The organism is Lysinibacillus telephonicus, from assembly GCF_003966145.1.
Taxonomy (GTDB): Bacteria; Bacillota; Bacilli; order Bacillales_A; family Planococcaceae; genus Ureibacillus; species Ureibacillus telephonicus.
Map to the genome: position 1 here is coordinate 22,387 of NZ_RXNR01000032.1, position 24,236 is coordinate 46,622.

22 protein-coding genes are annotated in these 24,236 nt (G+C 34.8%); 10 read left to right on the forward strand and 12 right to left on the reverse strand.

The window, feature by feature from the left end:
* Window position 1 precedes the first annotated feature (1 nt).
* Genes EKG35_RS12115 through kduI form a run of 3 tightly spaced genes read right to left on the reverse strand, consistent with a single transcriptional unit; the run spans window position 2 to window position 2,873 of the window.
* Complete coding sequence (locus EKG35_RS12115) at window positions 2-1,039, reverse strand: TRAP transporter substrate-binding protein (RefSeq protein WP_126294721.1); 1,038 nt, start codon at window positions 1,037-1,039, stop codon at window positions 2-4.
* Window positions 1,040-1,066: 27 nt separating this feature from the next.
* A complete protein-coding gene (locus tag EKG35_RS12120; RefSeq protein WP_126294722.1) occupies window positions 1,067-2,023 on the reverse strand; it encodes a C-terminal binding protein in 957 nt (318 codons plus the stop codon).
* 19 nt (window positions 2,024-2,042) lie between these two features.
* Complete coding sequence (gene kduI, locus EKG35_RS12125) at window positions 2,043-2,873, reverse strand: 5-dehydro-4-deoxy-D-glucuronate isomerase (RefSeq protein WP_126294723.1); 831 nt, start codon at window positions 2,871-2,873, stop codon at window positions 2,043-2,045.
* 243 nt (window positions 2,874-3,116) lie between these two features.
* Here kduI and EKG35_RS12130 point away from each other — a divergent pair, with 243 nt between their 5' ends.
* Together EKG35_RS12130 and EKG35_RS12135 are read left to right on the forward strand one after the other, a co-directional pair.
* Window positions 3,117-3,881, forward strand: a complete 765-nt coding sequence (locus EKG35_RS12130; protein WP_126294724.1) for an IclR family transcriptional regulator — start codon at window positions 3,117-3,119, stop codon at window positions 3,879-3,881.
* 285 nt (window positions 3,882-4,166) lie between these two features.
* Window positions 4,167-4,496 (forward strand): hypothetical protein, encoded by a 330-nt coding sequence (locus EKG35_RS12135; protein WP_126294725.1) that lies wholly within the window; start codon window positions 4,167-4,169, stop codon window positions 4,494-4,496.
* Window positions 4,497-4,672: 176 nt separating this feature from the next.
* Here the strand turns inward: EKG35_RS12135 and EKG35_RS12140 are convergent, their stop codons facing one another.
* From EKG35_RS12140 to EKG35_RS12150, 3 genes are read right to left on the reverse strand one after another with little or no spacing between them, the layout of a single operon-like run.
* Window positions 4,673-5,686, reverse strand: coding sequence for a CobW family GTP-binding protein (locus tag EKG35_RS12140; RefSeq protein ID WP_126294726.1), 1,014 nt, complete (start codon window positions 5,684-5,686; stop codon window positions 4,673-4,675).
* Window positions 5,687-5,690: 4 nt separating this feature from the next.
* Complete coding sequence (locus tag EKG35_RS12145) at window positions 5,691-6,026, reverse strand: hypothetical protein (protein WP_126294727.1); 336 nt, start codon at window positions 6,024-6,026, stop codon at window positions 5,691-5,693.
* A gap of 57 nt (window positions 6,027-6,083) precedes the next feature.
* Window positions 6,084-6,980, reverse strand: coding sequence for a polysaccharide deacetylase family protein (locus EKG35_RS12150; protein ID WP_126294728.1), 897 nt, complete (start codon window positions 6,978-6,980; stop codon window positions 6,084-6,086).
* A 211-nt stretch (window positions 6,981-7,191) separates the two neighbouring features.
* Between EKG35_RS12150 and EKG35_RS12155 the strand changes: the two genes are divergently transcribed.
* The 5 genes from EKG35_RS12155 to EKG35_RS12175 all read left to right on the forward strand — a co-directional run bounded on the left by EKG35_RS12155 (window position 7,192) and on the right by EKG35_RS12175 (window position 13,335).
* Complete coding sequence (locus EKG35_RS12155; protein ID WP_185807742.1) at window positions 7,192-8,910, forward strand: sigma-54 interaction domain-containing protein; 1,719 nt, start codon at window positions 7,192-7,194, stop codon at window positions 8,908-8,910.
* Between the two features lie 188 nt (window positions 8,911-9,098).
* Entirely contained in the window at window positions 9,099-10,220 is a 1,122-nt protein-coding gene (locus EKG35_RS12160) for a zinc-binding dehydrogenase (RefSeq protein ID WP_221766331.1), read from the forward strand.
* A 27-nt stretch (window positions 10,221-10,247) separates the two neighbouring features.
* Entirely contained in the window at window positions 10,248-11,063 is an 816-nt protein-coding gene (locus tag EKG35_RS12165) for a carbon-nitrogen hydrolase family protein (protein ID WP_126294730.1), read from the forward strand.
* 15 nt (window positions 11,064-11,078) lie between these two features.
* A complete protein-coding gene (locus EKG35_RS12170) occupies window positions 11,079-12,551 on the forward strand; it encodes an NCS1 family transporter (protein WP_126294731.1) in 1,473 nt (490 codons plus the stop codon).
* Window positions 12,552-12,582: 31 nt separating this feature from the next.
* Complete coding sequence (locus EKG35_RS12175; RefSeq protein ID WP_126294732.1) at window positions 12,583-13,335, forward strand: 3-oxoacyl-ACP reductase family protein; 753 nt, start codon at window positions 12,583-12,585, stop codon at window positions 13,333-13,335.
* A 214-nt stretch (window positions 13,336-13,549) separates the two neighbouring features.
* Here the strand turns inward: EKG35_RS12175 and EKG35_RS12180 are convergent, their stop codons facing one another.
* From EKG35_RS12180 to EKG35_RS12200, 5 genes are all read right to left on the reverse strand, one after another.
* Window positions 13,550-14,608 (reverse strand): YkvI family membrane protein, encoded by a 1,059-nt coding sequence (locus EKG35_RS12180; protein WP_126294733.1) that lies wholly within the window; start codon window positions 14,606-14,608, stop codon window positions 13,550-13,552.
* A 222-nt stretch (window positions 14,609-14,830) separates the two neighbouring features.
* Window positions 14,831-15,937, reverse strand: coding sequence for an o-succinylbenzoate synthase (menC, locus tag EKG35_RS12185; protein ID WP_126294734.1), 1,107 nt, complete (start codon window positions 15,935-15,937; stop codon window positions 14,831-14,833).
* A 1-nt stretch (window position 15,938) separates the two neighbouring features.
* Window positions 15,939-16,748 (reverse strand): GNAT family N-acetyltransferase, encoded by an 810-nt coding sequence (locus EKG35_RS12190; RefSeq protein WP_126294735.1) that lies wholly within the window; start codon window positions 16,746-16,748, stop codon window positions 15,939-15,941.
* A 2-nt stretch (window positions 16,749-16,750) separates the two neighbouring features.
* Window positions 16,751-17,887: a M20 peptidase aminoacylase family protein gene (locus EKG35_RS12195; protein WP_126294736.1), complete on the reverse strand. Its 1,137-nt coding sequence runs from the start codon at window positions 17,885-17,887 to the stop codon at window positions 16,751-16,753.
* Window positions 17,887-18,747 (reverse strand): MurR/RpiR family transcriptional regulator, encoded by an 861-nt coding sequence (locus EKG35_RS12200; RefSeq protein WP_126294737.1) that lies wholly within the window; start codon window positions 18,745-18,747, stop codon window positions 17,887-17,889. The genes EKG35_RS12195 and EKG35_RS12200 overlap by 1 nt, the downstream gene beginning before the upstream one ends.
* 397 nt (window positions 18,748-19,144) lie before the next feature.
* Here EKG35_RS12200 and EKG35_RS12205 point away from each other — a divergent pair, with 397 nt between their 5' ends.
* The 3 genes from EKG35_RS12205 to EKG35_RS12215 all read left to right on the forward strand — a co-directional run bounded on the left by EKG35_RS12205 (window position 19,145) and on the right by EKG35_RS12215 (window position 23,326).
* A complete protein-coding gene (locus EKG35_RS12205; RefSeq protein WP_126294738.1) occupies window positions 19,145-21,322 on the forward strand; it encodes a YhgE/Pip domain-containing protein in 2,178 nt (725 codons plus the stop codon).
* Window positions 21,323-22,098: 776 nt separating this feature from the next.
* Window positions 22,099-22,917: a DUF6973 domain-containing protein gene (locus EKG35_RS12210; protein ID WP_126294739.1), complete on the forward strand. Its 819-nt coding sequence runs from the start codon at window positions 22,099-22,101 to the stop codon at window positions 22,915-22,917.
* A gap of 22 nt (window positions 22,918-22,939) precedes the next feature.
* Window positions 22,940-23,326 carry a hypothetical protein gene (locus EKG35_RS12215; RefSeq protein WP_126294740.1) on the forward strand — a complete coding sequence of 129 codons (387 nt, stop codon included), beginning with the start codon at window positions 22,940-22,942 and terminating at the stop codon, window positions 23,324-23,326.
* Window positions 23,327-23,777: 451 nt separating this feature from the next.
* Here EKG35_RS12215 and EKG35_RS12220 read toward each other — a convergent pair whose 3' ends face one another.
* Window positions 23,778-24,077 (reverse strand): zinc-ribbon domain-containing protein, encoded by a 300-nt coding sequence (locus EKG35_RS12220; protein ID WP_126294741.1) that lies wholly within the window; start codon window positions 24,075-24,077, stop codon window positions 23,778-23,780.
* Between the last annotated feature and the right edge of the window lie 159 nt (window positions 24,078-24,236).

Genomic DNA, 24,236 nt, shown 5'->3' on the forward strand with positions numbered 1-24,236 from the left:
ACTATTTAGCTGCTTCACGAACTTTTTCATATAACGCTTTTGCATTGTCAGTTGTTAACTTCTCTTGAACAATTGATTCTGTCGCTTTACGGAATAACTCTACATCAACTTCGTTGAATTTTGCTCCTGCAGCCTCTGCATCTGCAATTGCTTTTTGAACATCTTCATCCCACATTTCAACTTCACGGTCAATTGCCGCTAACAATTCTTCTTTAAAAATTTGTTGATGTTCTTCACTCATACCATCAAATAATTGAGAATTAATAAGTAGGTAGTCTGGGAACATTAAATGTTTTGTATATGAATAGTAAGGTGCGATTTCAGCATGTTTAAGGTTTGCATAAATTAGTTCATTATTTTCCCCACCATCAATTACGCCTGATTGTATTGCAGTATATACTTCACCTTGCCCCATTGGTGTACCTGTACCACCCATTTGTTCCATCATTTTAATATTTGTATCAGATTCGATAATACGAATTTTTAAACCATTTAAATCTTCTGGTGTATTAATTGGTTTCTCACTGTTGTATACATTGCGTACTCCTGAATGGAATGCACCAGCAACAAATATTCCTTGATCTTTTAGTGAAGAATATAAATCTCCTACCACCTCTTGATTATTTAAAACTGACATTTGATGTTCAGCCGATTCAAATACATATGGCAAATTAAATACAGCAAAATCCTCATTGAAGTTTTCTAGTAAACTACCTGCAACAATTGACATTGCAATTGTTCCTGTTTGTACTAATTCAATCGTTTCACGTTGTGCACCTAGCAATTCATTAGGAAAAATTTCGATTTCATATGCTCCATTTGTACGTTCTTTTAATTTTTCGCCAAACTCTTGCATCGCTTTATATTGCGGATGGTTTTCCGGTTGGTTAAATGCAACTTTTAATACTTGAGCTTCACCATTTGAAGTTCCTTCCGCCTCAGTAGTAGTTGCTCCTTCATCGCCGCCACAAGCAGCTAAAATAGATAAAACAAGTGCCATAACCCCTAAAAATATTAATTGTTTGTATGATTTTTTCATCTTGGTCCCCTCCAATATGAGTTTTAGTTAAATTTTATTAACAGGATAGTGAAGTTTCTCATTCTTCACATATCTCACTGCTTCTTCTGCAACTTTTCTCTTTAATTCCTGAGCAGCTTGTTCTGAATACCAAGCCATATGCGGTGTACAAATAAATTGCTCTAGTGACAGCAGAGGAGAGTTTGAATTAATCGGCTCCTTTACCGAGACATCTAGTGCAGCGCCCGCGATTTTGTAGGAAGCTAATGCTTCATATAAGGCATCTTCATCAACAATGCCACCTCTTGACACATTGATTAAATAACTTGTAGGCTTCATTTTCTCGAAAACGCTTCCATTAAATAGATTCATAGCATTATCTGATGGACAGTGTATGGAAATAATATCAGCTTGCTTAATAAGTTCCTCAAACTCTACGAATTCAATAAACGATAAGCTAGAATCATGTCTTTTTTGCTGTTCCGAAATATCGTAGGCAATTACTTTACATCCTAGTGCATGTACTTTCTTTGCAAACACGGAACCTATTCGCCCAACACCTACAATACCTACGATTTGCTCGCTATGACGATAGATGGGAATACTCTCTTGATAGTCCCATACACCATCTTTTACTAAGCGATTCATTTTCGTTATTTTTCTTGTAAGCGCTAGCATTAATGCTAAAGCATGATCTGCAACTTCATGTGTACCATAGTCAGGAACATTGCAAACTTGAACTCCATATTTTGTTGCCGCCGTCAAATCAATATTGTTAACTCCTACACCGTAGCGAACGATTAATTTTAAATTAGGCAATTGTGAGAGCACCTTTTCAGTAAACGGTGCGTACTGATTAATAATGACAGTTGCTTCACTGCAATTTTGAATTAAATCGTCTTCTGTTTGATTTTGCTGCAGCTCATATAAAATATTATTTCTATTAAAAATATCTTGTTCTATTTGAATATCTGCATGATCACAATCAGAAATAATAACTTTCATAAGTCATCACCTTTTGTGTTTATTTCAAATCCTTCATTTCAACATGGTCCATATCATCAAAATCTAAGTTTTCTCCGCACATTCCCCAAATGAACGTATAATTTTTTGTACCGATGCCGGAGTGAATCGACCAGCTAGGTGATAAAACAGCTTGTTCATTTGCTATCACAATATGTCGAGTTTCGTTTGGCTGACCCATTAAATGAAACACTCGCGTGTCTTCTTCCATATCAAAATAGAAATATACTTCCATACGTCGTTCGTGAGTATGGCAAGGCATTGTGTTCCAGCCACTGCCCTCTTCTAAAACAGTCATTCCCATGCTTAATTGACAAGTTTCTAATACATCAGGATGAATGTACTGGTTAATCACTCGTTTATTCATATTGCTGTCAGTTCCCATAGGACGCTTAATAGCTTTTTCCTGGTCGATTTTTAATGTTGGATATTTGGCATGGGCTGGGCAGCAATTTATATAAAATTTTGCTGGATTACTAGAATCAATCGATTCGAAATATAAATTTTCTGTACCTTTTCCAATGTATAGTGCCTCTTTATGTCCAATTTCAAAGAGCTCATCGTCACAGAGAATTCGTCCTGGACCACCGATATTAATAACACCCATTTCACGGCGTTCTAAAAAATACTTTGCGGCTAGTTCCTTGCCTGCATCTAAAGTAACCTTTTGATCGATTGGGTAAATTCCCCCGTAAATAATTCGATCCACATGGCTATAATGCAATGTCGCAGCATTTTCAACAAATACTTTTTCCATTAAAAATTCTTCTCGTAATTTCTCAGTTGTGTAATGTTTCACATCTTCAGGGTGATGTGCATAAACAATTTTCATAATTTCTCCCCCTTGGTTTAAAAGAAAGCGTTATCAGAAACAAAAAAACGTTCCACATAGTAGAACCTCGTTCCGTTTTATAAACATTATATGCACAAAAATTATCAATTACAAGAAAAAAATGATTTTTCCGCAAATTTCGACAATCATTATTAACGTTTTGACATTTCATTTACAAATCTATAGAATTTCGAATATGATTGTTAAGGATTACGAAAATATTAGAAATGGTGGAGAAATAGAATGGCAACCGTACAATCTATTGAACGTGCTTTTATCATATTAGAACATTTATCTGAGCATCCAAATGGTATGCAAATTACAAAATTGGCATCTGAAACTGGATTATCAAAAAGTACCGTTCATCGATTACTCGCGACACTAATTGAGTTGCAATATGTAAAGAAAGATATGGAGACTGATCGATATTACATAAGTTATCGAGCATTATATTTAACGCGTAATATTTTGAGTAATTCAAGTTTAATCCCTGCTGCTAAGCCTTTCTTAGAAAAATTAGCTAATGAGATTAATGAAACGGTGCACTTATGTGTGGAAGAAAATGAAGAGGTAGTATATATCGATAAAATTGAAAGCAACCAAACAATACGAATGTATTCTCGTATAGGCAGCCGCGCTCCAATGTACTGCACTGGTGTTGGGAAAATGCTGTTATCAGGAAAAGATGACGAAGCTTTACGCGAAGTGATTTCAAGAATACAATTTACTAAACGAACAGATTATACTATTTTAACACCCGATGATTTACTTCAAGAAATTAGTGCTATTCGAAAATCCGGATATGCACTTGATAATATTGAGAATGAAGAAGGCATTCGATGCATTGCTGCTCCTATTTATGATTTTTCCGGAAAAATTATTGCAAGCTTCAGTATTTCCGGGCCTAGTACACGAGTGACAATGGAGAGAATTGATAAGGAATTAGCTGAAAAAATATTAGATGCCTCCCGAGCTATCTCTTTTCAACTAGGGTATGTGCAATACTAATGAAAATAAATAAAGAGCTTAGAAATTGAAAAACTGCTCCTTATATGTGGTTAGGAGCAGTTAGGTTATTTTTTTGCTCTGTATGCTGTTGTTTTATGCGCGTGGGATTTTACGCGTTTTTTATTTACGCGTTTTACGTGAATTTGATTACTTTTTACGCGGTTTGCTGTTGTTTTTACGCACTTTGGATTTTTTACGCGGTTTCTCGTTTTATTTACGCGATTTTGTTTTGTTTTACGCGAGTTTGATTACTTTTTACGCGGTTTGCTGCTGTTTTTACGCGCTTTGGATTTTTTACGCGGTTTCTCGTTTTATTTACGCGGTTTCGTTTTTCTTTTACGCGAATTTGATTACTTTTTACGCGGTTTGCTGCTGTTTTTACGCGCTTTGGATTTTCTACGCGATTTCTTGCTTTATTTACGCGGTTTCGTTTTTGTTTTACGCGATTTTGATTACTTTTTACGCGGTTTGCTGCTGTTTTTACGCACTTTGGATTTTCTACGCGATTTCTTGCTTTATTTACGCGGTTTCGTTTTTCTTTTACGCGAGTTTGATTACTTTTTACGCGGTTTGCTGCTGTTTTTACGCGCGTGGGCTTTTACGCGTTTTTTTTGATTATTTACGCGGTTGCGTTTTTCTTTTACGCGAGTTTGATTACTTTTTACGCGGTTTACTGCTGTTTTTACGCGCATGGTATTTTTTATGCGGATGCCAATTAATAACAAGAGTAGGCCAAAACCCTATTAGCTAGATAACTCTCGTTTTTTATCAAATCAGATTCCAATATATCTTTATACTTTTAAATATTCTAAAACTGATACTTCTGTATCCAAGAATTTTTGAAAGGCAAAAAGGGATTCACTTAGTGTTTCCGTACTAATTTCACGTAAAATAAAAATAATATGTGAAACATCCTCTCCCATAGGCCAACTATCTAAGTGTTGAGGGGGATGAATTATATGCTGAACTCCATTCAAAACAATTGGACCTTCTTCTCCTACATCCAATAATCCTTTAACACGTAAAACAGACTCACCTTCCGCATGAAGCAACATACTTAACCATAATCCAAAAGCTACCCAATTTAAAGGTTTCGAGAAAGTAAAAGAGATGGATTGAATATCGTTTGAATAATGATTTGTATTAGAAGTTTCATTTACATTTATATTAGAAATGCCAATAGATGATTTGTTTAATTTAACGATATCTGGATTAACATCTCCATTTTTAGAATAAATAATTTCACAAGTTGGATTAATTCCTTTTACATTAGCAACTAATTCATTTATTTCTTTTTCAGATGCAATATCTATTTTCGTTACAATAACTTTATCAGCAACTGAAAGTTGTTTATAAATTTCTGGATTGTTTTTTAAATGTATTTTTCCATTCTTCGCATCTATTGTAGTAATTACACAATCTACAACATAGCGGTTTTGCAATAATGGGTTTGACATTATTGTAAATAGAATCGGGGCTGGGTCGGCTAAACCTGTAGTCTCAATAATCACTCGATCAAAAGTTTCTTTACCACTTTCATCAGCATATAATAAATCTTTCAACTCTTCCTTTAAATCTTCACGAGAATTACAGCAAATACAACCACCATTCAATAAAACAGTTCTCTCTTCTACTCGCTTTATTAAGTGATGATCCAATCCGACTTGTCCAAACTCATTTACAATAACCGCATAATCTTCTTTAGATTCTTTGTTAGATAATATTTTTTGAATTAAAGTTGTCTTCCCACTTCCTAAGCAACCTGTTATAACAGTTACAGGTTTTTTTCCATTATACTCACTCATTGTTTCACCCCTTTTTATTTTTCATTGTTGAAATCAAATACTCATCCAAAGGATTAATAGCCTTTCCTACTAACTCTTGAACGTCATGCCATAAAACACCTAAATCATGCACAATCCGGGTATTTCCTTTTGCATCCTCTAATATAAATTTACTACCATTCCAATCTCTTATTTTTAATTTATATAATGCTAAAATTTCATTACATAATTGTACACGCTTTAATCGTTCTCTTTGGCGTTCACGTTGTCCTTCCCCTATTATAACTTCACCATTAGTTGACTCTTTTCTTTGATCTGTCCAGTGAACTTGTGTAATAAAATCGCTGCATAGAATACACATATTTTCATCTCCTTTAAAGCATTAATCCGCCTTCCAAAAGGTAGGCGGATTATAACGTTATATAGTTACAGTATCTTTACGTGGATTGCGTTTAGCAAAGTCATCTGCAATTTCATCAAATGTTACCCAACGAATATTTTCATGTGAGTTAATATAATTTATTAAACGTTCGTGCATTTTAAGAACTTGTGGGCGACCGCTTACATCAGGGTGAATCGTCATTGTAAAGACTGCATAGTCCATGTTTTCATATACCCAATCAAATTGATCTCTCCACATTTCTTCGATATCTCGCGGATTTACAAATCCATGGCTATTAGGTGATTTTTTAATAAACATCATTGGTGGTAAATCATCTAAGTACCAGTTTGCTGGTATTTCAATTAAATTTGTTTCATTTCCTCTTACTAATGGTTGCATCCACTCACTTGCTTTTTTAGTATAATCAATATTAGTCCACTTATCTCCTATTCGAACATAATATGGTGTAAAGTCATTATGCATTAAACTATGGTCATACTTAATACCATGCTTATGCAATAACTCATTTGTTACAGTTGAAAACTCCCACCAAGGTGCCACATAGCCAGTTGGTCTTTTGCCAGAAAGCTCTGTAATAAGATCGATTGACTTTAAAAGTACTTCTTCTTCCTGTTGAGGTGTCATTGCAATCGGATTTTCATGAGAATAACCATGGGCCCCTACCTCATGACCGCGTTTTACAACCTCCTTCATCTGCTCTGGAAACGTTTCAATGGAGTGACCAGGAATAAACCAAGTTGTTTTCAAATTATATTTATCAAATAAATCTAATAAACGGATTGATCCTACTTCCCCAGCAAATAAACCACGTGAAATATCATCCGGTGAATCTTCTCCTCCATATGATCCTAACCATCCCGCTACTGCATCTACATCTACACCATAAGCTACTAAAATCTCTTTTTTACTCATACTATCATTCTCCTCCTACAAAAAAATATTTAAAAAAATATAATTTTCTGATAATTAATCCTAATATTCATTTTGATTATTAGTCAATCATCTTTCAGAAAAAATAATAAATTATGCAAATTCGCATAACTTCTATGCAATTTTGAACATTGTTTTTGATTTTTCTGAATTATATAATATTGAAAATATAATTAGTGAAGGAAGGATGTATATGCTAAATTCTATTTCCAATTTATCTACAACCGAAATTGAAAAACATTTAAATCTAATCCCCATATCAGTTCTCATCTTTAATCGTCACCATAAACTTAAACATCTCAATAATGTAGCCCAACAAGCCTTAAAAAAAAATCCGAAGTTCATAACTCCAGAAAAAATGGATATTTTCCTAGATGAAGTTTTTAGAAAAGCATCCCCTATAACTCAATTGATAGAAATTGAACAATCTCAATATCGTTATTATTATGTTCCATTAAAAAATGACAAAAGTGAAGTTTTAGAAGTCATTGTCTACTTTGATACAAATATCCCTATACAAAAAGATTACGAAATATATAAAGAAGAAAGCGAAGATTTAAAGGCACTTTTTGAAAGTTCTTATGACGTTTTATATGTTTCAGATAATAAAGGCAATACTTTAAGAGTAAGTTCTGCTTGTAAATACTTTTGGGGAGAGACAGCTGATAATTTAATTGGGAGAAATGTTATTGACTTAGAAAAACAAGGGGTATATACCCCTTCAATAACAAGATTAGTATTAGAAAAAGGAGAAAAAATTTCTGCTATACAAACAACTAAAAAAAATCGCAGACTGTTAGTTATCGGTACACCAATAAAGGATGATAATGGAAATATTATACGCGTAGTAAATGCTTCTAGAGATATAACAGAAATAGAGTTACTTCAAGAAGAAATCGAACAAATGAAGTCTCTAGTTGAAGATTATCAGTTGGAGATTGCTCAGCTTCAACAAACTATTAATGATGAACGGAAAAATATTTATCAAGGTAAAACAATGGAGCCTTATTTAGATTTAGCAAAGAGAGTAGCTAAAGTAGATGCAACACTTTTAATACTTGGAGAATCTGGTGTTGGAAAAGAAGATTTCGCAAACTATATTCATGAGCTAAGTAACCGTAGAGATAAGCCATTTATTAAAATAAACTGTGGCGCAATTCCAGAGAGTCTATTGGAATATGAATTATTCGGCTATGAAAAAGGAGCATTTCCAGCTGCAACTGAAGGTAAAATTGGGTTATTTGAGTTTGCTAATAACGGTACTGTATTACTCGATGAAATAGCAGAAATCCCCTATACTCTTCAAGTGAAGTTGTTAAGGGTTCTTCAAGAACAAGAAATTAATCGGATTGGGAGTACTAAGCCTATCTCCATTAACGTTCGGATCATCGCTTCTACAAATAAAAACCTTTTAGAAGCCGTTAAAGTAGGGCAATTTAGAGCAGACCTTTATTATAGATTAAACGTAATTCCGATTACGTTGCCCCCACTACGTGAACGAAAAGAAGATATATTACCACTTGCTAATTTTTTCATCTCTCAATTTAATCAAAAATACGGAACCAATAAACATCTCTCTCCACAAATTGCTACTACTTTAGAATCCTATAATTGGCCAGGAAATGTTCGAGAGTTAAAAAACCTGATTGAACGTTTAATTGTTATGAGTGAAAAAGAAGAAATCTCCCATGAATTATTAAATTTACTCCCCAACTCTGAGAGTAAATCTGAGAAAGTTGTTCAAGTTCATGAAATAATTCCTTTAAAGGAATGTATTGAATTAGCAGAGAAAAACCTCTTAAAATTAGCATCTCTAAAATTTAGATCCACTACAGAAATAGCAAAAGCATTAGAAGTAAACCAATCTACTATAAGTAGAAAGATTTCAAAATTAAATATCGAAATAAAATAATATAGGTGGTACTCACATTATTCCTGCCAAACAAAAACAATCTATGCAATTTTGCATAGATTGTTTTTGTTTTATGCAACTTTGCATATCTGAAAAAAAAATAAATAAAAAAGTTTTCAAAAAATTTTTTTCCCTTAAGATAATCATTATTAAAATTTTTAGAAAATTTTTAAAAAGGAGAAATTACTATGATTCAACTTACGGAACTTACCCCTGTTCAAAAAGATGTAAATGCACCTGAAGGGTATATGAAAGCTACAATATTTAAAAGCGTAGGTAATTTAGAGCTTGTTTACAAAAAGATTCCTAAAGCAAAACCTGGAGAAGTTGTGATTAAAACTACTGCTACAACAATTTGTGGAACAGACATTCATATCGTCCATGGCGAACATCCAGTTGAACCTAATCGAACACTCGGGCACGAGCATGTGGGGATTGTTTATGAAGTAGGTGAAGGTGTAGAAGGAATCGATGTCGGTGATCGTGTTATGAGTGGGTCATGTACACCATGTGGAACATGTTACTACTGTCAAAAAAACCTGCCTTCACAATGTATTGGTCCTAACAATGATTTTTCAAATCCTGGAGGTTGGCGTTTAGGAAATACAGTGGATGGTACTCATGCAGAATATTTTATAATGCCTTATCCCAAATATAATATTACAAAAATTCCAGACAATTTAAGCGACGAAGAAGTTTTACTTCTAACTGACATTGGTTCAACTGGAATTGCTGCTGCTGAAAATGCGGATATTCAAATCGGTGATACTGTAGCTGTATTTGCTTGTGGTCCCGTTGGTTTGTGTGCAATAGCCGGTGCTCGTTTAAAAGGTGCCAGTAAAATCATAGCAATTGATGGAAATGAAAAAAGACTTGATTTAGCCAAAAAAATGGGGGCTGATATTGTCTTAGACTATTCCTTAATCAATCCTGTAGAAGAGATATTGAAAATAACAGATGGTAAAGGTGCCGATGTTGCTATCGAAGCATTAGGTAAAGAAGAAACATTCCAAAATGCTTTAAAAGTTATCCGTAGAGGCGGCTGTATTTCAAGTGTGGGCATTTATTCTGGCCATATTCAAATTCCTATTGAACATTTCGCTGGAGGAATGGGCGACCATAGAATAATTACAACACTTTGTCCAGGGGGGCGCGAACGTATGTCGCAATTAATGACTCTTGTTTCTCAAAATAGGATTGATCTCACCCCTATGATCACTCATCGATTCCATATTGATGATATTTTGGAGGCATATCAAATATTTGAAAATGCAGATGATAATATCATTAAACCAATTATTACATTTTAAAAGTTGCAAGCAGATGAAGGAGACTGTATGAAAAAAGATATTTTTAAAGTCGCAGCTATTCAAATGAACTGTGTACTTGGTAACAAAGAAGAAAATTTAAATAAAGCCTATTCCCTTATTACAAATGCCGCCAAAAAGCAAGCTAAACTGATTGTTTTACCTGAATTATTTAGTACAGGCTATCGTGTTGAAGAGAAAGATTTGGAGTTAGCCGAAAGGTTTCCTGGAGATACGATAGATTGGATGAAAAATATAGCTAAAGAATTAGATATTATTTTGGTTTCCTGTATAACTGAAGAAAGTATTGTTGACGGTGTTTTATATGATACAGCTGTAATCGTTGATAAAAGTGGGTTACAGTGCTCCTACCGGAAAATTTACTTATGGGACCAAGAAAATGTACGTTTCGCACAAGGACAAAATTATCAAACTTATTCAATTGAAAACCTCAATATTGGTCTACAAATTTGTTATGAAGTTGGATTCCCTGAAGGTGCACGGATTTTAACACTACAGGGCGCTAATTTATTAATCTATCCATCAGCATTTGGCAATGCCCGATTATATGCTTGGGATATCGCTACAAGAGCAAGAGCTTTAGAAAATGGTTGTTTTGTGATTGCAGCTAATCGTATTGGTACCGAAAAAGATGAAACCACTTTTGGGGGCCACAGTAGGATTATTGATCCAACAGGAAAAATACTTGCAGAAGCTTTAGATGATGAAGAAATTATAATTGCTGAAATAGATTTATCTCTAGTAAAGGAGCAAAGAAGAACTATTCCTTATTTAAGAGATTTAAATATTCCATTAGTAATCAGTGAGTTTAATAAATTTAAATAATTAGGAGGAATGTAAATGGAAAAAAACTCTTTAATAACAAAAGATATAGTCCCTACACTAAAAAAAGATCGAATTATTAGTGGGTTTGGGTTTTTAAATATTTGGGTCGGTATGGCTGTAATCATTGCGACATTCCAAATTGGTGCAAACGGGATTGAATCAATGTCATTATGGAAACTAGCCGGGGCAATTTTCATTGCTAATCTATTAATAGCTATCGTTGCCAGTCTAACAGGAGATATTGGTGTAGAACACGGACTATCATTTTCTGCATATTTACGTGCTCCTTTTGGAATTACAGGTGTACAATTCCCTTCTCTAAGTAAAGGGGTAGTAGCTTGTATTTGGTTTGGTATACAAACCTATTTAGGATCTACAGCTATAAATTATATATTTGCAAGCATCACTGGCTTTGACTCATGGTTCTTATGGTATGTAGTCTTTGCAGCAGTACAAATAATTAATACAGCTGCAGGAATTAAGGCTGTAGACCGTTTTGCAGTAATAGCAGCTCCATGCATTATTTTAATTTCAATCTGGATATTCTTCCAAATTAACGGTATTGCAAAAGAGGCGAATCTAAATATTTTCACTTACGAAGGTACATCTAATCAAACAACATGGATGTATATTATGGCTGCCAACATGGGTTTCTGGTCCTTGTTAGCAGTTGATATACCAAATATTACACGTTATTTGAAAGCACCAACTAATGAGAAAAGATGGTTTAAACGAAACAAAAACAGCTATATTCCACATCTATTAGCATTGCCAACAGTCCAAACTTTCATGGGGGTTATTGGAGCAGTAAGTTTCTTAGCAACAGGTAATTGGAATCCTATAGAAGTAGTACAAGAAATTGCAACAGGTTGGTTAATGGTTGTAATTTTATTGATGGTTGTTTTAGCTCAGTGGTCTACAAACTCAGCTGCAAACCTAATTCCAGCTTCATTAACATTTGTTAATGCTGGTGCTAAATGGAATTTCTCTTATGCATGGGGAATTGTTTTAGCTGGTGTTATCGGAACGTTATTCCAACCTTGGGCTATCTTAGATCAATTATCCAACTTCTTGGGATATTATGGTGCAACAATGTCGGCATTAGCTGGTGTTATGATTTGTGATTATTATATTATTCGTAAACGTCGTTTAAATGTAAAAGATTTATATAATCCAAAAGGTCAATATCGTTATAATAAAGGAATTAACTGGGCTGGCATGATTTCTTGGTTAGTAGCAAGTGCTGTTGCTATCTATTTCTTAGAATATATGTACCTAGTAGGATTCCCATTAGCAGTAGTACTATACTATAGTCTTATGAAATTCTGGTATTTAGAGAAATACCCCCAAGCAGAAGTTGAATCTAATTTCTCTGATGACTACTTAGGTACTTCTGCTAATCGCGATTGGATTATCATTAATGATTTAAGAAAAGAAGAAACAACAGAAACAGTAAATGAAGATAACATTCTAGTATCTAAATATTAGTGTAATATAAATTAACTTTAGGAGGGGTTAGATGCGTCTAGAAGGTAAAGTTGCTATCATAACTGGTGCAAATAGAGGAATCGGAAAAGAAATTGCATTAGCTTATGCTCGAGAAGGTGCTCATTTAATTTTAAACACTTTTCAATTAACTAATGAAGAGCAGCAATTAGTAGAAGAACAATTTAGTGCATTTAATCAAAAAACTATTCTAATAGACGGTGATATTACAAACCAATCAACCATTAATAAGCTAACTAGTACTGCTTTAGAAGAGTTTGGAAAAATTGATATTTTAGTTAACAACGCAGGCATCCTAACACAAGCACTCATTCAGGATATGACCGAAGATACCTGGGATGAAATGATTAATTTAGATTTAAAATCTGTTTTTTTAACTACACGTTCTGTAGTGAATCAAATGATTAAACAAAAATCTGGAAGAATTATTAATATTGCCTCTCAAATCGGGCAAAAAGGTGGATATGAATTAAGCCATTATGCAGCGGCAAAGGCTGGTGTAATAGGATTTACTAAATCTATAGCTATTGAATTGGGTCGATACGGCATTACAGCTAACTGCATTGCACCGGGTCCAATAGAAACTGAACTAGTAGCCGGAATCGACGAAAGTTGGAAAAAAAATAAAAAAGCAGAGCTTGCTCTCCCACGCTTTGGACAAACATACGAAGTTGCTCCAACAGCTGTCTTTTTAGCTGCTGAACCGGATGGAAATATTTACACTGGTCAAACACTTGGACCAAATTGTGGAGATGTAATGCTTTAACACCTATAAAGATATATCAATACTTAAAAAAAAGCTCTTTTGGAGCAATAGCAAAACAGTTTTCGAGTCAACTGTTTCAAACAAAAAGTAAGCAGTCTCATCATAATGTTTTGAATAATTGAAGCTATATAACCTAACCTAATTCATCTTTTATAATCATAATAAGCATTCGGAATCTTCCCCATCCCGAATGCTTTTCTAAACTACTATAAAACTATGAAACTACTTCTTTTTTATCTCTACGGATCCACGCAATCACGATTGCAATGATTAATGCAAAGCCTAGATATCCCATTGTTGAATAAACTTTTCCAACTAATGTCGTAAAGCCGACTAAGCTTGCAATAAACCCGACTAAACCTACAACGACAACTGTTGGCTTAAATACTTTATGATCTGGTGCAACAAATCGCACGGTAAATGCGTAGAACATCCCTACAGCTGTATTGTACATCATCCCAAGAAGGGCAATGGCCATTAATACGCCAACTGTTGGATGGATTTGTTTCGCTAGTTCCAGCGTAGGCATATCTACACCATCAACAACATCTAATTTCACAAACATCGTTAAGTTGATTAAAATGATTAATACCCCTAGCATAACGCCACCTAAAATGCCACCAACACCAGCTACTTTACTATTTCTTTCAGTACCGCCCATTACGATTAAAAGGGCTGCTCCTGCTGCAATATTATAAGATACATATAGCAATGCACCCATAAACCAGTTGGAAGCTGCACTTGCTTGATTTTGAGCAATTGTATTTGCCTCTGAAATCGAAATATCCATCGTAAATAAAGAGTAGATTAAGATAATGAAAATAACGACCATTAAATATGGGGTAATAATTGCGATTAAGTTTAATATATTTTTTAAATTTAATAAAAGTGTTCCAATAGTTAATGCAACCATAATAATGCTTCCTACCATTGGACTGATCCCAAACATTTGATTAAATGTAGAGCCTGCCCCTGCAAACATTACGACTGCCACTCCAAATAGGAAGAATGTAATAAGGAAGTCCAACACTGCCCCAATATATCGACCACCAATATAGTAAATAACCCCTTTATGTGATGCTGTTTGCAGTTTTGAACCGAGCTGTGCCAACGTCATTCCTAAAAAAGCAAAGGCGATTGTTGCAACGATTCCGCCCACAATACCCATAATTCCAAAGCTCGTAAAGTACTGCATAATTTCTTGACCTGATGCAAAGCCAGCTCCAACAATCAGTCCGACAAATGCACCACCAATTTGTAAACTTTTCTTCATAAATTCACCTGCTATATTTTTTATTTAAATAATTTAAAAATTCTGACAAAATAAGCGTCGATTTTCCCTTAAGCATCTTTATCTACATTCATTGGAGGTTTAACCTCCAATGAATGTAATGAATGAACTCAGACTAAGAACGCCACGCGGTTACTCGTCGCAAAACTACTTTTGTGGCAACGTATGAGTGACCAACATCGTGTTGGTCCTAAGGAAACTTCATTATTTATATGTCTTCTTATCAACCGTATAAGATTCAATTGTTTCTACGTTTACTTTGTAGCCGATACCCGCTGTTTGCGGTACATGAATATAGCCGTTTTCTGCAACAACTTCCGGCTCGATAATATCTTTTTCCCAGTAGCGGTTAGAACTTGCTGTATCTCCAGGCAAAATAAAGTTTGATAATGTAGTTAATGCAACATTATGTGCACGTCCAATGCCTGACTCAAGCATACCGCCGCACCATACAGGAATACCTTTAGACTCGCAGTAGTCATGGATTTTCTTTGCCTCTGTTAAACCACCAACACGACCAATTTTAATATTGATAATTTTCGTTGCACCAAGCTCTACTGCTTTACGCGCATCCTCAAGAGAGTGGATGCTCTCGTCTAAGCAAATTGGCGTTGTCATTTGTTTTTGCAAAATTGCATGGTCAATAATGTCGTCAGATGCTAAAGGCTGTTCAACCATCGTTAAGTTAAATTCATCTAATTGCTTTAATAGTTCTGCATCTTCAAGTCTGTAAGCTGAGTTTGCATCCGCCATAATAGCAACATCCGGGAATTTTTCACGCAATGTACGCATAACTTCTATATCCCAGCCTGGCTTAATTTTTACTTTAATGCGTTTATAGCCTTCTTTTACATACTCATCTACAAGAGCTACTAAATCATCGATGCTCTTTTGAATACCAATACTAATTCCTACTTCGATTTTGTCTTTTGTGCCGCCAAGTGCAGATGCCAACGATTGATTCGTTTGTTGTGCATAAATGTCCCAAACAGCACCTTCAATTGTTGATTTCGCCATATTATTTTTGCGGATTGGCTCAAAAATTTCATTTACTTCATCTGGATGGGAAATTTCTTTATTTAAAATGAGTGGGATTAAAAAGTCCTCCAACATATGCCAGTTCGTTTTTAAAGTTTCTTCATTGTACCAAGGTGCGTGGAATGCAACCGATTCCCCCCAGCCAACTGTACCGTCTTCATCCTTAGCTTCTAGAAGTAAAAAATCTTTATTTGTAAATGTACCAAAGCTTGTTGTGAACGGTGCTTTTAACTTCATTTGTAAATGACGAATTGTAATTTCAGTAATTTTCATATTAGTACCCTCCAAGTGCTAATGTATCTTTCTTAACAAAAATATAGTCGTTCCAATGTTCGTTCTTTTGAATTCGTACGGCCGTGAAGCCTGCAGCAAATACTGCTTGGAATACTTTACGCGATTCCATTCGCCAATGCACCGCATGTTCCTGACTTGTTGCTTTTACGCTTTGAAAATCCAAAGGTACAGGCAATGAATACGCGTCCGCAGTTAAGTTTTCAAGTGCTGCTATTTTTAAAGTTGGTAAACCCGCTTCATCGAAAATGATTTCACCGAGTGGCTGAGGATTTTCAATAATTGGTTCAATTTGCTTTTCAACATACTCGCTTGTTAAATGCCAATGTACTTCAAAGCGGTCAGATGGCAACCCTTTATTGAAGCCATCCTGCATTTCTCCGTAGCAATTTTCGATATATGTATGACAAATGCCGTTCAGTTTTGTCAGATTTAAGTAGCCGTTGCGAGTTTCCAGCGGATCATATGTCCAATGCATGCTGTTATAGCCTTTTGCAATAGCAATTTCACGCTGTGCTTGCTTTAACTGTTCGCCTATTCTCTGTGACCTGTAAGCTTCATCGATTCCAAGCATATGTGAACATAGGTAGACTTTGCCGTTTTTAAATCCTGTAAAACCGTAGCTAAAACCAACTAGCTTTTCGCCATCGTAGGCCCCAACCATAATGCCGCCATTTTTCACAGCTGTTAAAGTTTGGTGAGTTGGAATAGGTTCAATACCCCATACTTGTTTTTCAAGCTGTTGAACTTGTTCCATTTCTTCTATTGTTGTTAATTCTTTAATCACTATCATGTTTAATCTCTTCTTTCTACTTGCTGTAATGCAATAAGGAGTGCTCTAGTAATAATGCGCACCCCAACAGGCAACTGCTGTCTGTTAAAAGTCATTTGTGGATGATGAAGTCCTGGTGTAACGCCGCATCCGAGACCAAGCATAGTCGTTTTTAAATGTGGTCTTGAATAGGAATAGAAATGGAAATCCTCTCCCCCTGGCGTAATAACATCAGATGCACAATGTTCCTGGCCGACCGTTTCAATAATCGCCTGCTTCATTATCGCTTTTGCATCATTATGAACTTGAGCAGCGACAATATGTGCATCTACATTAGTTGAAATCGTTGCGCCATATAATGTGCTCACTGCTTTGACTGCCTTTTCAAAACCTCTCGTTAAGGCATCCATCGTTTCATTCGTTTGTGCACGTGTATCAATGCTAAATGTTGCAGAGCCTGGAATTATATTTGTAGATGTACCCCCTGCTTGAAGTTGTGTCATTTTAATTGAACCCGACTCTGCTGGACTAATCCAAATGCGCTTCAAAGCATCAACTAAAGCAGCTGCTACTTCTATTGCATTTATTCCTTGTTCAGGCCGTGCACCGTGCGCTTCCACTCCTGTAATCGTGCCTGTAAAGAGCTTTGCAGCACCGTGATATAATGCAGGTGAATGGACGCCATCTGGGAGCTCTACTAGCGGACGAACATGTACGCCAAATAAATATTCCAATGAATCGACAATCCCTTTTTGAACGATGGCTTTTGCTCCGCCCGCCTTTTCTTCGGCTGGCTGGAAAATTAGTCGAACAGCTCCTGGCAATGATTCTTTCTTTTCCTTTAGTAAAAGTGCCACACCGATTGCCATTGTCATATGTCCATCGTGTCCGCATGAGTGATTTGCTTTAAATTCACCATTAACTTCTTGCCATAATGCATCGATATCAGTACGGAATCCAACTTTCGGTACTCCTTCCCCAATATCAACGTAGAGGCCTGTCATATCTTCAAAGGTATGCGGCTTAAAACCCTCTTCTTTAAGTAAAGCTGCTAAGTAAGCTGTGGTATTTGTTTCTGCCCAGCTCACTTCTGGGTTTGCATGTAAATGCTCAAACACCTTTTGCATACGTTCAATTAATTGTTGTTCTTGCATATTCATCAACTCCATCGATTTGCAATAAAACTATTTTGGAAATCATCAAATTTTACACGTTGTTGATTATAATACTCTACGTCATGAGACATCATGCCTACTACGAGTGTATTTAAAAATGAAATAAGAGCAGGCATCATATCAATTGTCGATAACTCGGTTTGCTGCAAAACAAATGATTCATTTGCAAATGCATGAATCGGTGCAACATTTGAATCTGTAATCGCAACTGTATAAACACCACGCTTTACGAATTCCTCCGTAATTTGAATAGGCTCCTTATAATAGCGATGCAATGAAATAACGATGGCCAGTGATGTTTCATCTACTTCCTGTAGTGTTCGAATAAGCATGCCCGTTTCTGTTTGAACAAGCCTCACATTCGGGCGAAGCATATTTAAAGTAAACTGAAACCATTGAGCTGCAAAACTTGAAGCACCTTCCCCGACTAGATAGATGTTTTTTGCTTCATGAAATTTTTTCGTCGTTTCATGAAATTGATCCAGATCTATTTGTTTAGCAATTCTGACAATTTCAGCACTAGTTTGCCCCATCACCTTTTCACAAAGCTGCTGTTCCTTGAAAAGCTCTTCTTTGGATGAAACATAATTTCCTAATGTGCTATTGGTGTTGTTCTCAAATAAATACATCGTCAGCTCTTTTTGCAGCTGGGCATAGCCATTTAAACCAATGGCATAGCAAAAGCGAATAACGGTCGTTTCACTAGTACCCGCAAGCTTTCCAACTTCTGCCGCAGAATGAACCCCAACATACGTAGGATTATTTAATACAAAGTTCGCCACCTTTTGCTGCGACTTTGATAACGAATTATAATGTTGTTCAATTCTTTCTTTGATTGTTCCCATATCGTTTAGAGGAAGCCTCCCCTTTATTTTTAACTATTTTGAAGTCTAGGCTTCATAAATATATTTAGTAATCTAACACGAATAAAAATGAGATGCAAGAAGTTTTCTGAAATTTCTTAGTTATTTGTTATTTAGTTTTTTTGCAATTAAGCATGAAAGCATTTTAAAACAAAAAAAACGTTAATAAGCGAGCAACTTGACTCCATTAATGTTTTAAGGGAAAATGAAGCCTTTTATTTCGAGCACTTCAAAATACTTTTAACAAAAATCTCCTCTCCTCTTTTCCAATCTTACAATCCGAAATAGATCCACGCATTTCTTCAATACTAGGATAAAAAAAGTAAATGACGACAAAATAACTGTATTATGAAAATGCATTCTTAAAGGATGATAAAATGTGAAAGCAAGTTGGACTCTCTATTTAAATGATATAAAAAATATCGGCAGAAACTGGGTTGCAGCTGTATTAATCGGTGGACTAATCCTCTTACCATCGCTATATGCATGGCTTAATATTGAAGCATCAATGGATCCCTATGGTCAAACAGATCAAATTCCGATAGCAATAGTAAATGAAGATAAAGGGACCGTTGTGCGTGACCAGTCCATTCATGTAGGAAATGACATTGTCGCTTCATTAAAAGAAAATAAGTCGATGGACTGGCATTTTGTTAATCGTGAAACAGCAATAGACAAGCTAAAGTATGGAGATTATTATGCTGCAATTATAATCCCTTCAAACTTTTCAAAGAAATTAGGCTCAGTCATCAGTGACAACCCCGAAAAAGCTAATGTTGAATACTATGTGAATGAAAAGCTTAACGCGATTGCACCTAAAATTACGGAAAAAGGTGCAAGTGTGATTGTCCAACAAATCAGCAATAATTTTATATCCACTGTAAATGGGATTATCTTTGAACTGTTTAATGAAATAGGGATCGAATTAGAGAAGAATTTACCAGATATTGAAAAGTTTGAAAGCTATATTTTTACAATGGAAGAAAATCTACCAGAAATTTATAAAATAATTAATGACACGACGAAGGATGCAGAGTATGCTGAAAAGCTTATTCATCAAGCACAAGGAGTAATTCCAAAAGTAAGTGATGCCTCATCCAATGGTATACAAATAATTGATAATACGTCCCACCTTTTACAAGAAGCTGAGGTACGTATGGATGAAATTGTACCGCAAATTGATAAGGAATTAGTCAAAATACAAAGTGTATTGGCAGACACAAATAACTTTGTAAAAAATATTGATACTGCGATTTTAAACCATCCTGAAGGAAATCAAATAAATGATGTTATCAATGAAAGAGTAAATAACTCGCTCCAATCAATTGATAACATTTCAAATATTCTTACTCATCTTCAACTTAATTCAAATGGGCAAGAGAATGGTGAAGAACCAAATGGCAACGAAAGGATCAACGCGATTATCAGTGAATTAGAGCGGATTAAACAAAACTTATACGAGCTACAGGGACAAGCGAATGAACAAGATTCGTTTCTAGAAGACAGGCAAAAGAAAATTGACGGATGGCTATCTAACATTGCGGAAAAAACAGAAATGGCCAACTCCCAGATTGATACATTCATGAAAGATTATAATGAAAGGATAAAACCAGCTGTAAACGAAAAAGTAAATAATGCAAAAAAAACACTAGCACAAGCAAGACAAATATTGTTATCGATCCAATCAACAATACCTGAAGTAGAAAAGATGCTGAACCGTACAGCGAATAATTTATCAAAGGGAAAAGAGACTCTCCGATATGTGAGCAAAGAATTTCCATATGTGAATGATAAAGTGAATGAATTGGCAGATCGATTAAGAAATATACAAGAAGAAGCCGATATTAACGAAATCATCCAACTGCTACAAAATGACCCTGAAGCAGAACGAGGATTTTTTGCAGAGCCAGTTGTACTGAAAGAGTATAAATTATTCTCCATCCCGAATTATGGAACTGGGATGACCCCATTTTATACGGTGCTCTCTATATGGGTCGGGGGATTGTTGTTAATTTCATTACTATCCACGGAAGTTCACCCAAATGAAGCATATTCAGGTAGAACAATTTACTTTGGTCGAATGTTCACGTTCATGACTATAGGATTTTTCCAAACAATCATTGTGACATTAGGAAATATTTTTATACTGCCTGTGGAAATCAGTGAACCATTTTGGTTTGTTGTTTTTGGGCTATTTTGCAGTCTTGTATTTATTATGATTGTATATACACTTGTTTCAGTCTTCGGAGATGTTGGGAAGGCACTTGCGATTATTTTATTAGTACTTCAAATCGCGGGGTCTGGTGGAACGTATCCTGTTGTCCTATTGCCCGAATTCTTTCAAATAATTAACCCTTTTCTACCATTTACGTATGCAATTAGCCTAATGAGAGAAGCCGTCGGAGGCATAATTTGGGAAAAGGTAATGTATGACGTATTATTTCTCTTACTTTTTGGATTAATCGCACTTGTACTAGGTGGATTTTTAAAAGAAATGATAAATAAACAGACAGATAAACTAAAGGAAAAATCAAAAGAATCGGGGTTGTTCCATTAAGCTTTAAAATGGAACAGCACCAATGATTAATTAAGCTGACATCCATATTCCAGTATGATTTGTTAGGCATTTTGTTGATAAGTCATTCCGTGTCTGGCCATTGACTGTAGGAATGGCTTTTTTATTTTGCCTGAAATTATTCTTATGACTACAATATCATAAAATATAAACTTGTAGTCTAGCGAAAATGCATCCTTTTAATATGATTTTTCGCAACGATAGAATTCTACTTCTCTACTTTAAATAGGGCTATTTCTTTACAAAAAAACTTGTTTTATGAATGTATTTTAGCACCAAAAACGTAATGTTATTTTGATTTTGGAATGGGTTTTGGCTCTAAGGATTTATAGATAATGAGAGATTTTGATAAAGTATTCTTCGGAACCATTAAACAACCCTTTTCGGTGCTGTATAGACAAACTAAATCGAATATATAGATAGAGGAGAGTTTGTGCTGAAATCTATTTCAATATTAATAAAATAGATTATTTTAAATTGGATTAAAAAAACAGAAGAGTGTTGAAAAGAAAACGAAAAAGTTTACTGAAAGTAAAATATAGAAACAACAGTAAATAAAATTGCATAAAAGGTTCATGGGGGAAATTTAATTTTAATAATACCAAAAAAATAAATATTTTACATAATAAGGAATATAAGGTAAAATTTTTATAAACCTATAATCTTACAAATAAGGGGGGTATGTAGCAATCGTTTTATATTGTAGGTTACTTTATTAACGATAGAATTAGAGATGAATGAAAATGAGATTCAAGAGAATGACAATGCTATTATTAGTAGTATTAATGTTCTTTTCCTTTAATACACAAGGTTTTGCAAAGGAAATTAATAGAGGAGAAGTCCAAACAAAACTAACCGATGAAATTATTTTATCTTTAACTGAAGATGATCTAGATAATATATACAATATTTTAGTAGATTATAAAGAGAATAATCCTGATGTAACTGAGGAAGAATTAGATAAAATCGCTACAGAATTTTATATTGAAACTTATAACAAAAAACAAATTGATATCAAGCCTCTTGGTTATTATGATGATCTTTTGGAAAGTTCGACAGGGATGAATTCACAGGAGGTAGCACTCTCGAAACAATATCCGTCAGATTTACCTGCGGTATATACATCTTCAAAAATGGCAAACAACGAAGCTGGTAGTAGATATAGTAGCGGTGCTTATTTAGGAAATCAAGATGCTTTTCGTCACACTGCATGGAATGCTTTGTTGGTACAACGATTTTATCGATTAGGCAAAGGTTCAGTTTCACAAGTAATAGCCAAGACTAAAATGTGGACTGATGCCCATGAAAACGGAGCAACAAAACCAGATGGGCTTTCATCATCACAATTTGCAGAAGACAAGCGTATGGATTTACTAAATAATGCTGCTGGTAGAGTTATAGGAGAGACTTACTACGATTCATCGGAAGCATCAATATTAACTAGAGTTCAATATTATGTTGATAATGGTTGGTGTCAAAGAATAAAAACAGACAGTCAAATGGGTTACAGCTTTGATCAAATGAAGGCAATTTCAACTTGGACCCTAAGATCAACCAATACAGTAGGGAAAAAATAATAAGTAACAAATGGGGGTTAACGTGAAAAATAAGAAATATTTAAAACCTGCTCTTTTTGTAGCTTTAGTATTGACCGTACTAATTTATGTTGCTTCAAGTTTTATTTTTAGGGGAGATATAAAAATCACAGTACACAATGATACATTTTCCGAACAATCAATTTGGCTTTCACCCGAAGAAGAACAAATATATATAATACCACCGGGTGAGAAAAGAAATATTAAGTATTCAACGGAAGAAATTTCAATCAGTTTAATGCTAAATTATCATGATATTGAAGGAAAGCCAAAGTCAATTATGTTAAGTGAATATGTGGAAGCACATGAGCAAGGAACTGTAATAGTTGAGATGAAGCAGTTAAACCCTAATGAAGAAATTGTCCTTGAAATATCAGACAAAATTAAATAAGTTCATATTTATGTTAGACCTATGCTGGTGTTACTCTTAGAATATGAATGAAGCAATTACTTTCGTGGTTTTATAATTTACAATAACATCACATCTCTCTTGTTCAACTATCAGAAAAAAACGTAGCTAACTTTCATTACCACTGAAGTCCTTGCTGGAATTTAATGGACCAAGTCAATCTAAAATGAAGTGCTCCCCAATAGTGTACTGCACCCTTTCAGTAGATAGTAGAAATAATATAAACTGAGTTACACGGCTTTAACCCTGTAGGGCTAAGGCCGTTTAGTTTTACTTGAAATAATTCTTTATCGTATACTGTCTTACGCCACATTTAGGACAGATTTCAGCTAAATCTGAGATAACCTTAGAACAATGTGTACAATTAAAGTTACAACACAACCTTTATTAAGAATTAAATCGTCCACTTTAAAAAGTGGACGATACATCAAAATTAATAATTCATTGTTTCTAGTACAGCTCCTAATAATCCAAAACCAAATGATAGGATAAACCAAAGGACAATTGACACAAGTGCCCAAATTAATGCAGATTTAGCTGCTCTAGGTTTATTATCTTTCCATACAAAGAACATTACAATCCCTAGAATTGGTATACAACAAAAAGAAATTAAATTAACTGCAATGTTCGGTTTATCTTCACCAGAAGATGAAGTCTCCTTTACTCTAACACCACACTTCGGACAAACCTCTGCGTATGCTGATATTTGATCGCCACAATTTGGACAATACATAATTTAATGCCTCCCTAATATGTATTTTTAGAAACTTATGGATCTACGTCAAGTTTTTGGACACAAAAAGATTAAGTTTTTTTGCACAACAACCATTCATGGATTGTTCCACATCCCAAGTAGATTGTCAAAGTGAAAAGAGCCTTTGACAATCTACTT

Bases quoted from the DNA above. Each gene is read 5' to 3' on its own strand.
- EKG35_RS12115 (WP_126294721.1), bottom strand. From the start codon at position 1,039: ATGAAAAAATCATACAAACAATTAATATTTTTAGGGGTTATGGCACTT.
- EKG35_RS12120 (WP_126294722.1), bottom strand. From the start codon at position 2,023: ATGAAAGTTATTATTTCTGATTGTGATCATGCAGATATTCAAATAGAA.
- kduI (WP_126294723.1), bottom strand. From the start codon at position 2,873: ATGAAAATTGTTTATGCACATCACCCTGAAGATGTGAAACATTACACA.
- EKG35_RS12130 (WP_126294724.1), top strand. From the start codon at position 3,117: ATGGCAACCGTACAATCTATTGAACGTGCTTTTATCATATTAGAACAT.
- EKG35_RS12140 (WP_126294726.1), bottom strand. From the start codon at position 5,686: ATGAGTGAGTATAATGGAAAAAAACCTGTAACTGTTATAACAGGTTGC.
- EKG35_RS12145 (WP_126294727.1), bottom strand. From the start codon at position 6,026: ATGTGTATTCTATGCAGCGATTTTATTACACAAGTTCACTGGACAGAT.
- EKG35_RS12150 (WP_126294728.1), bottom strand. From the start codon at position 6,980: ATGAGTAAAAAAGAGATTTTAGTAGCTTATGGTGTAGATGTAGATGCA.
- EKG35_RS12155 (WP_185807742.1), top strand. From the start codon at position 7,192: ATGCTAAATTCTATTTCCAATTTATCTACAACCGAAATTGAAAAACAT.
- EKG35_RS12160 (WP_221766331.1), top strand. From the start codon at position 9,099: ATGATTCAACTTACGGAACTTACCCCTGTTCAAAAAGATGTAAATGCA.
- EKG35_RS12165 (WP_126294730.1), top strand. From the start codon at position 10,248: ATGAAAAAAGATATTTTTAAAGTCGCAGCTATTCAAATGAACTGTGTA.
- EKG35_RS12170 (WP_126294731.1), top strand. From the start codon at position 11,079: ATGGAAAAAAACTCTTTAATAACAAAAGATATAGTCCCTACACTAAAA.
- EKG35_RS12175 (WP_126294732.1), top strand. From the start codon at position 12,583: ATGCGTCTAGAAGGTAAAGTTGCTATCATAACTGGTGCAAATAGAGGA.
- EKG35_RS12180 (WP_126294733.1), bottom strand. From the start codon at position 14,608: ATGAAGAAAAGTTTACAAATTGGTGGTGCATTTGTCGGACTGATTGTT.
- menC (WP_126294734.1), bottom strand. From the start codon at position 15,937: ATGAAAATTACTGAAATTACAATTCGTCATTTACAAATGAAGTTAAAA.
- EKG35_RS12190 (WP_126294735.1), bottom strand. From the start codon at position 16,748: ATGATAGTGATTAAAGAATTAACAACAATAGAAGAAATGGAACAAGTT.
- EKG35_RS12195 (WP_126294736.1), bottom strand. From the start codon at position 17,887: ATGAATATGCAAGAACAACAATTAATTGAACGTATGCAAAAGGTGTTT.
- EKG35_RS12200 (WP_126294737.1), bottom strand. From the start codon at position 18,747: ATGGGAACAATCAAAGAAAGAATTGAACAACATTATAATTCGTTATCA.
- EKG35_RS12210 (WP_126294739.1), top strand. From the start codon at position 22,099: ATGACAATGCTATTATTAGTAGTATTAATGTTCTTTTCCTTTAATACA.
- EKG35_RS12220 (WP_126294741.1), bottom strand. From the start codon at position 24,077: ATGTATTGTCCAAATTGTGGCGATCAAATATCAGCATACGCAGAGGTT.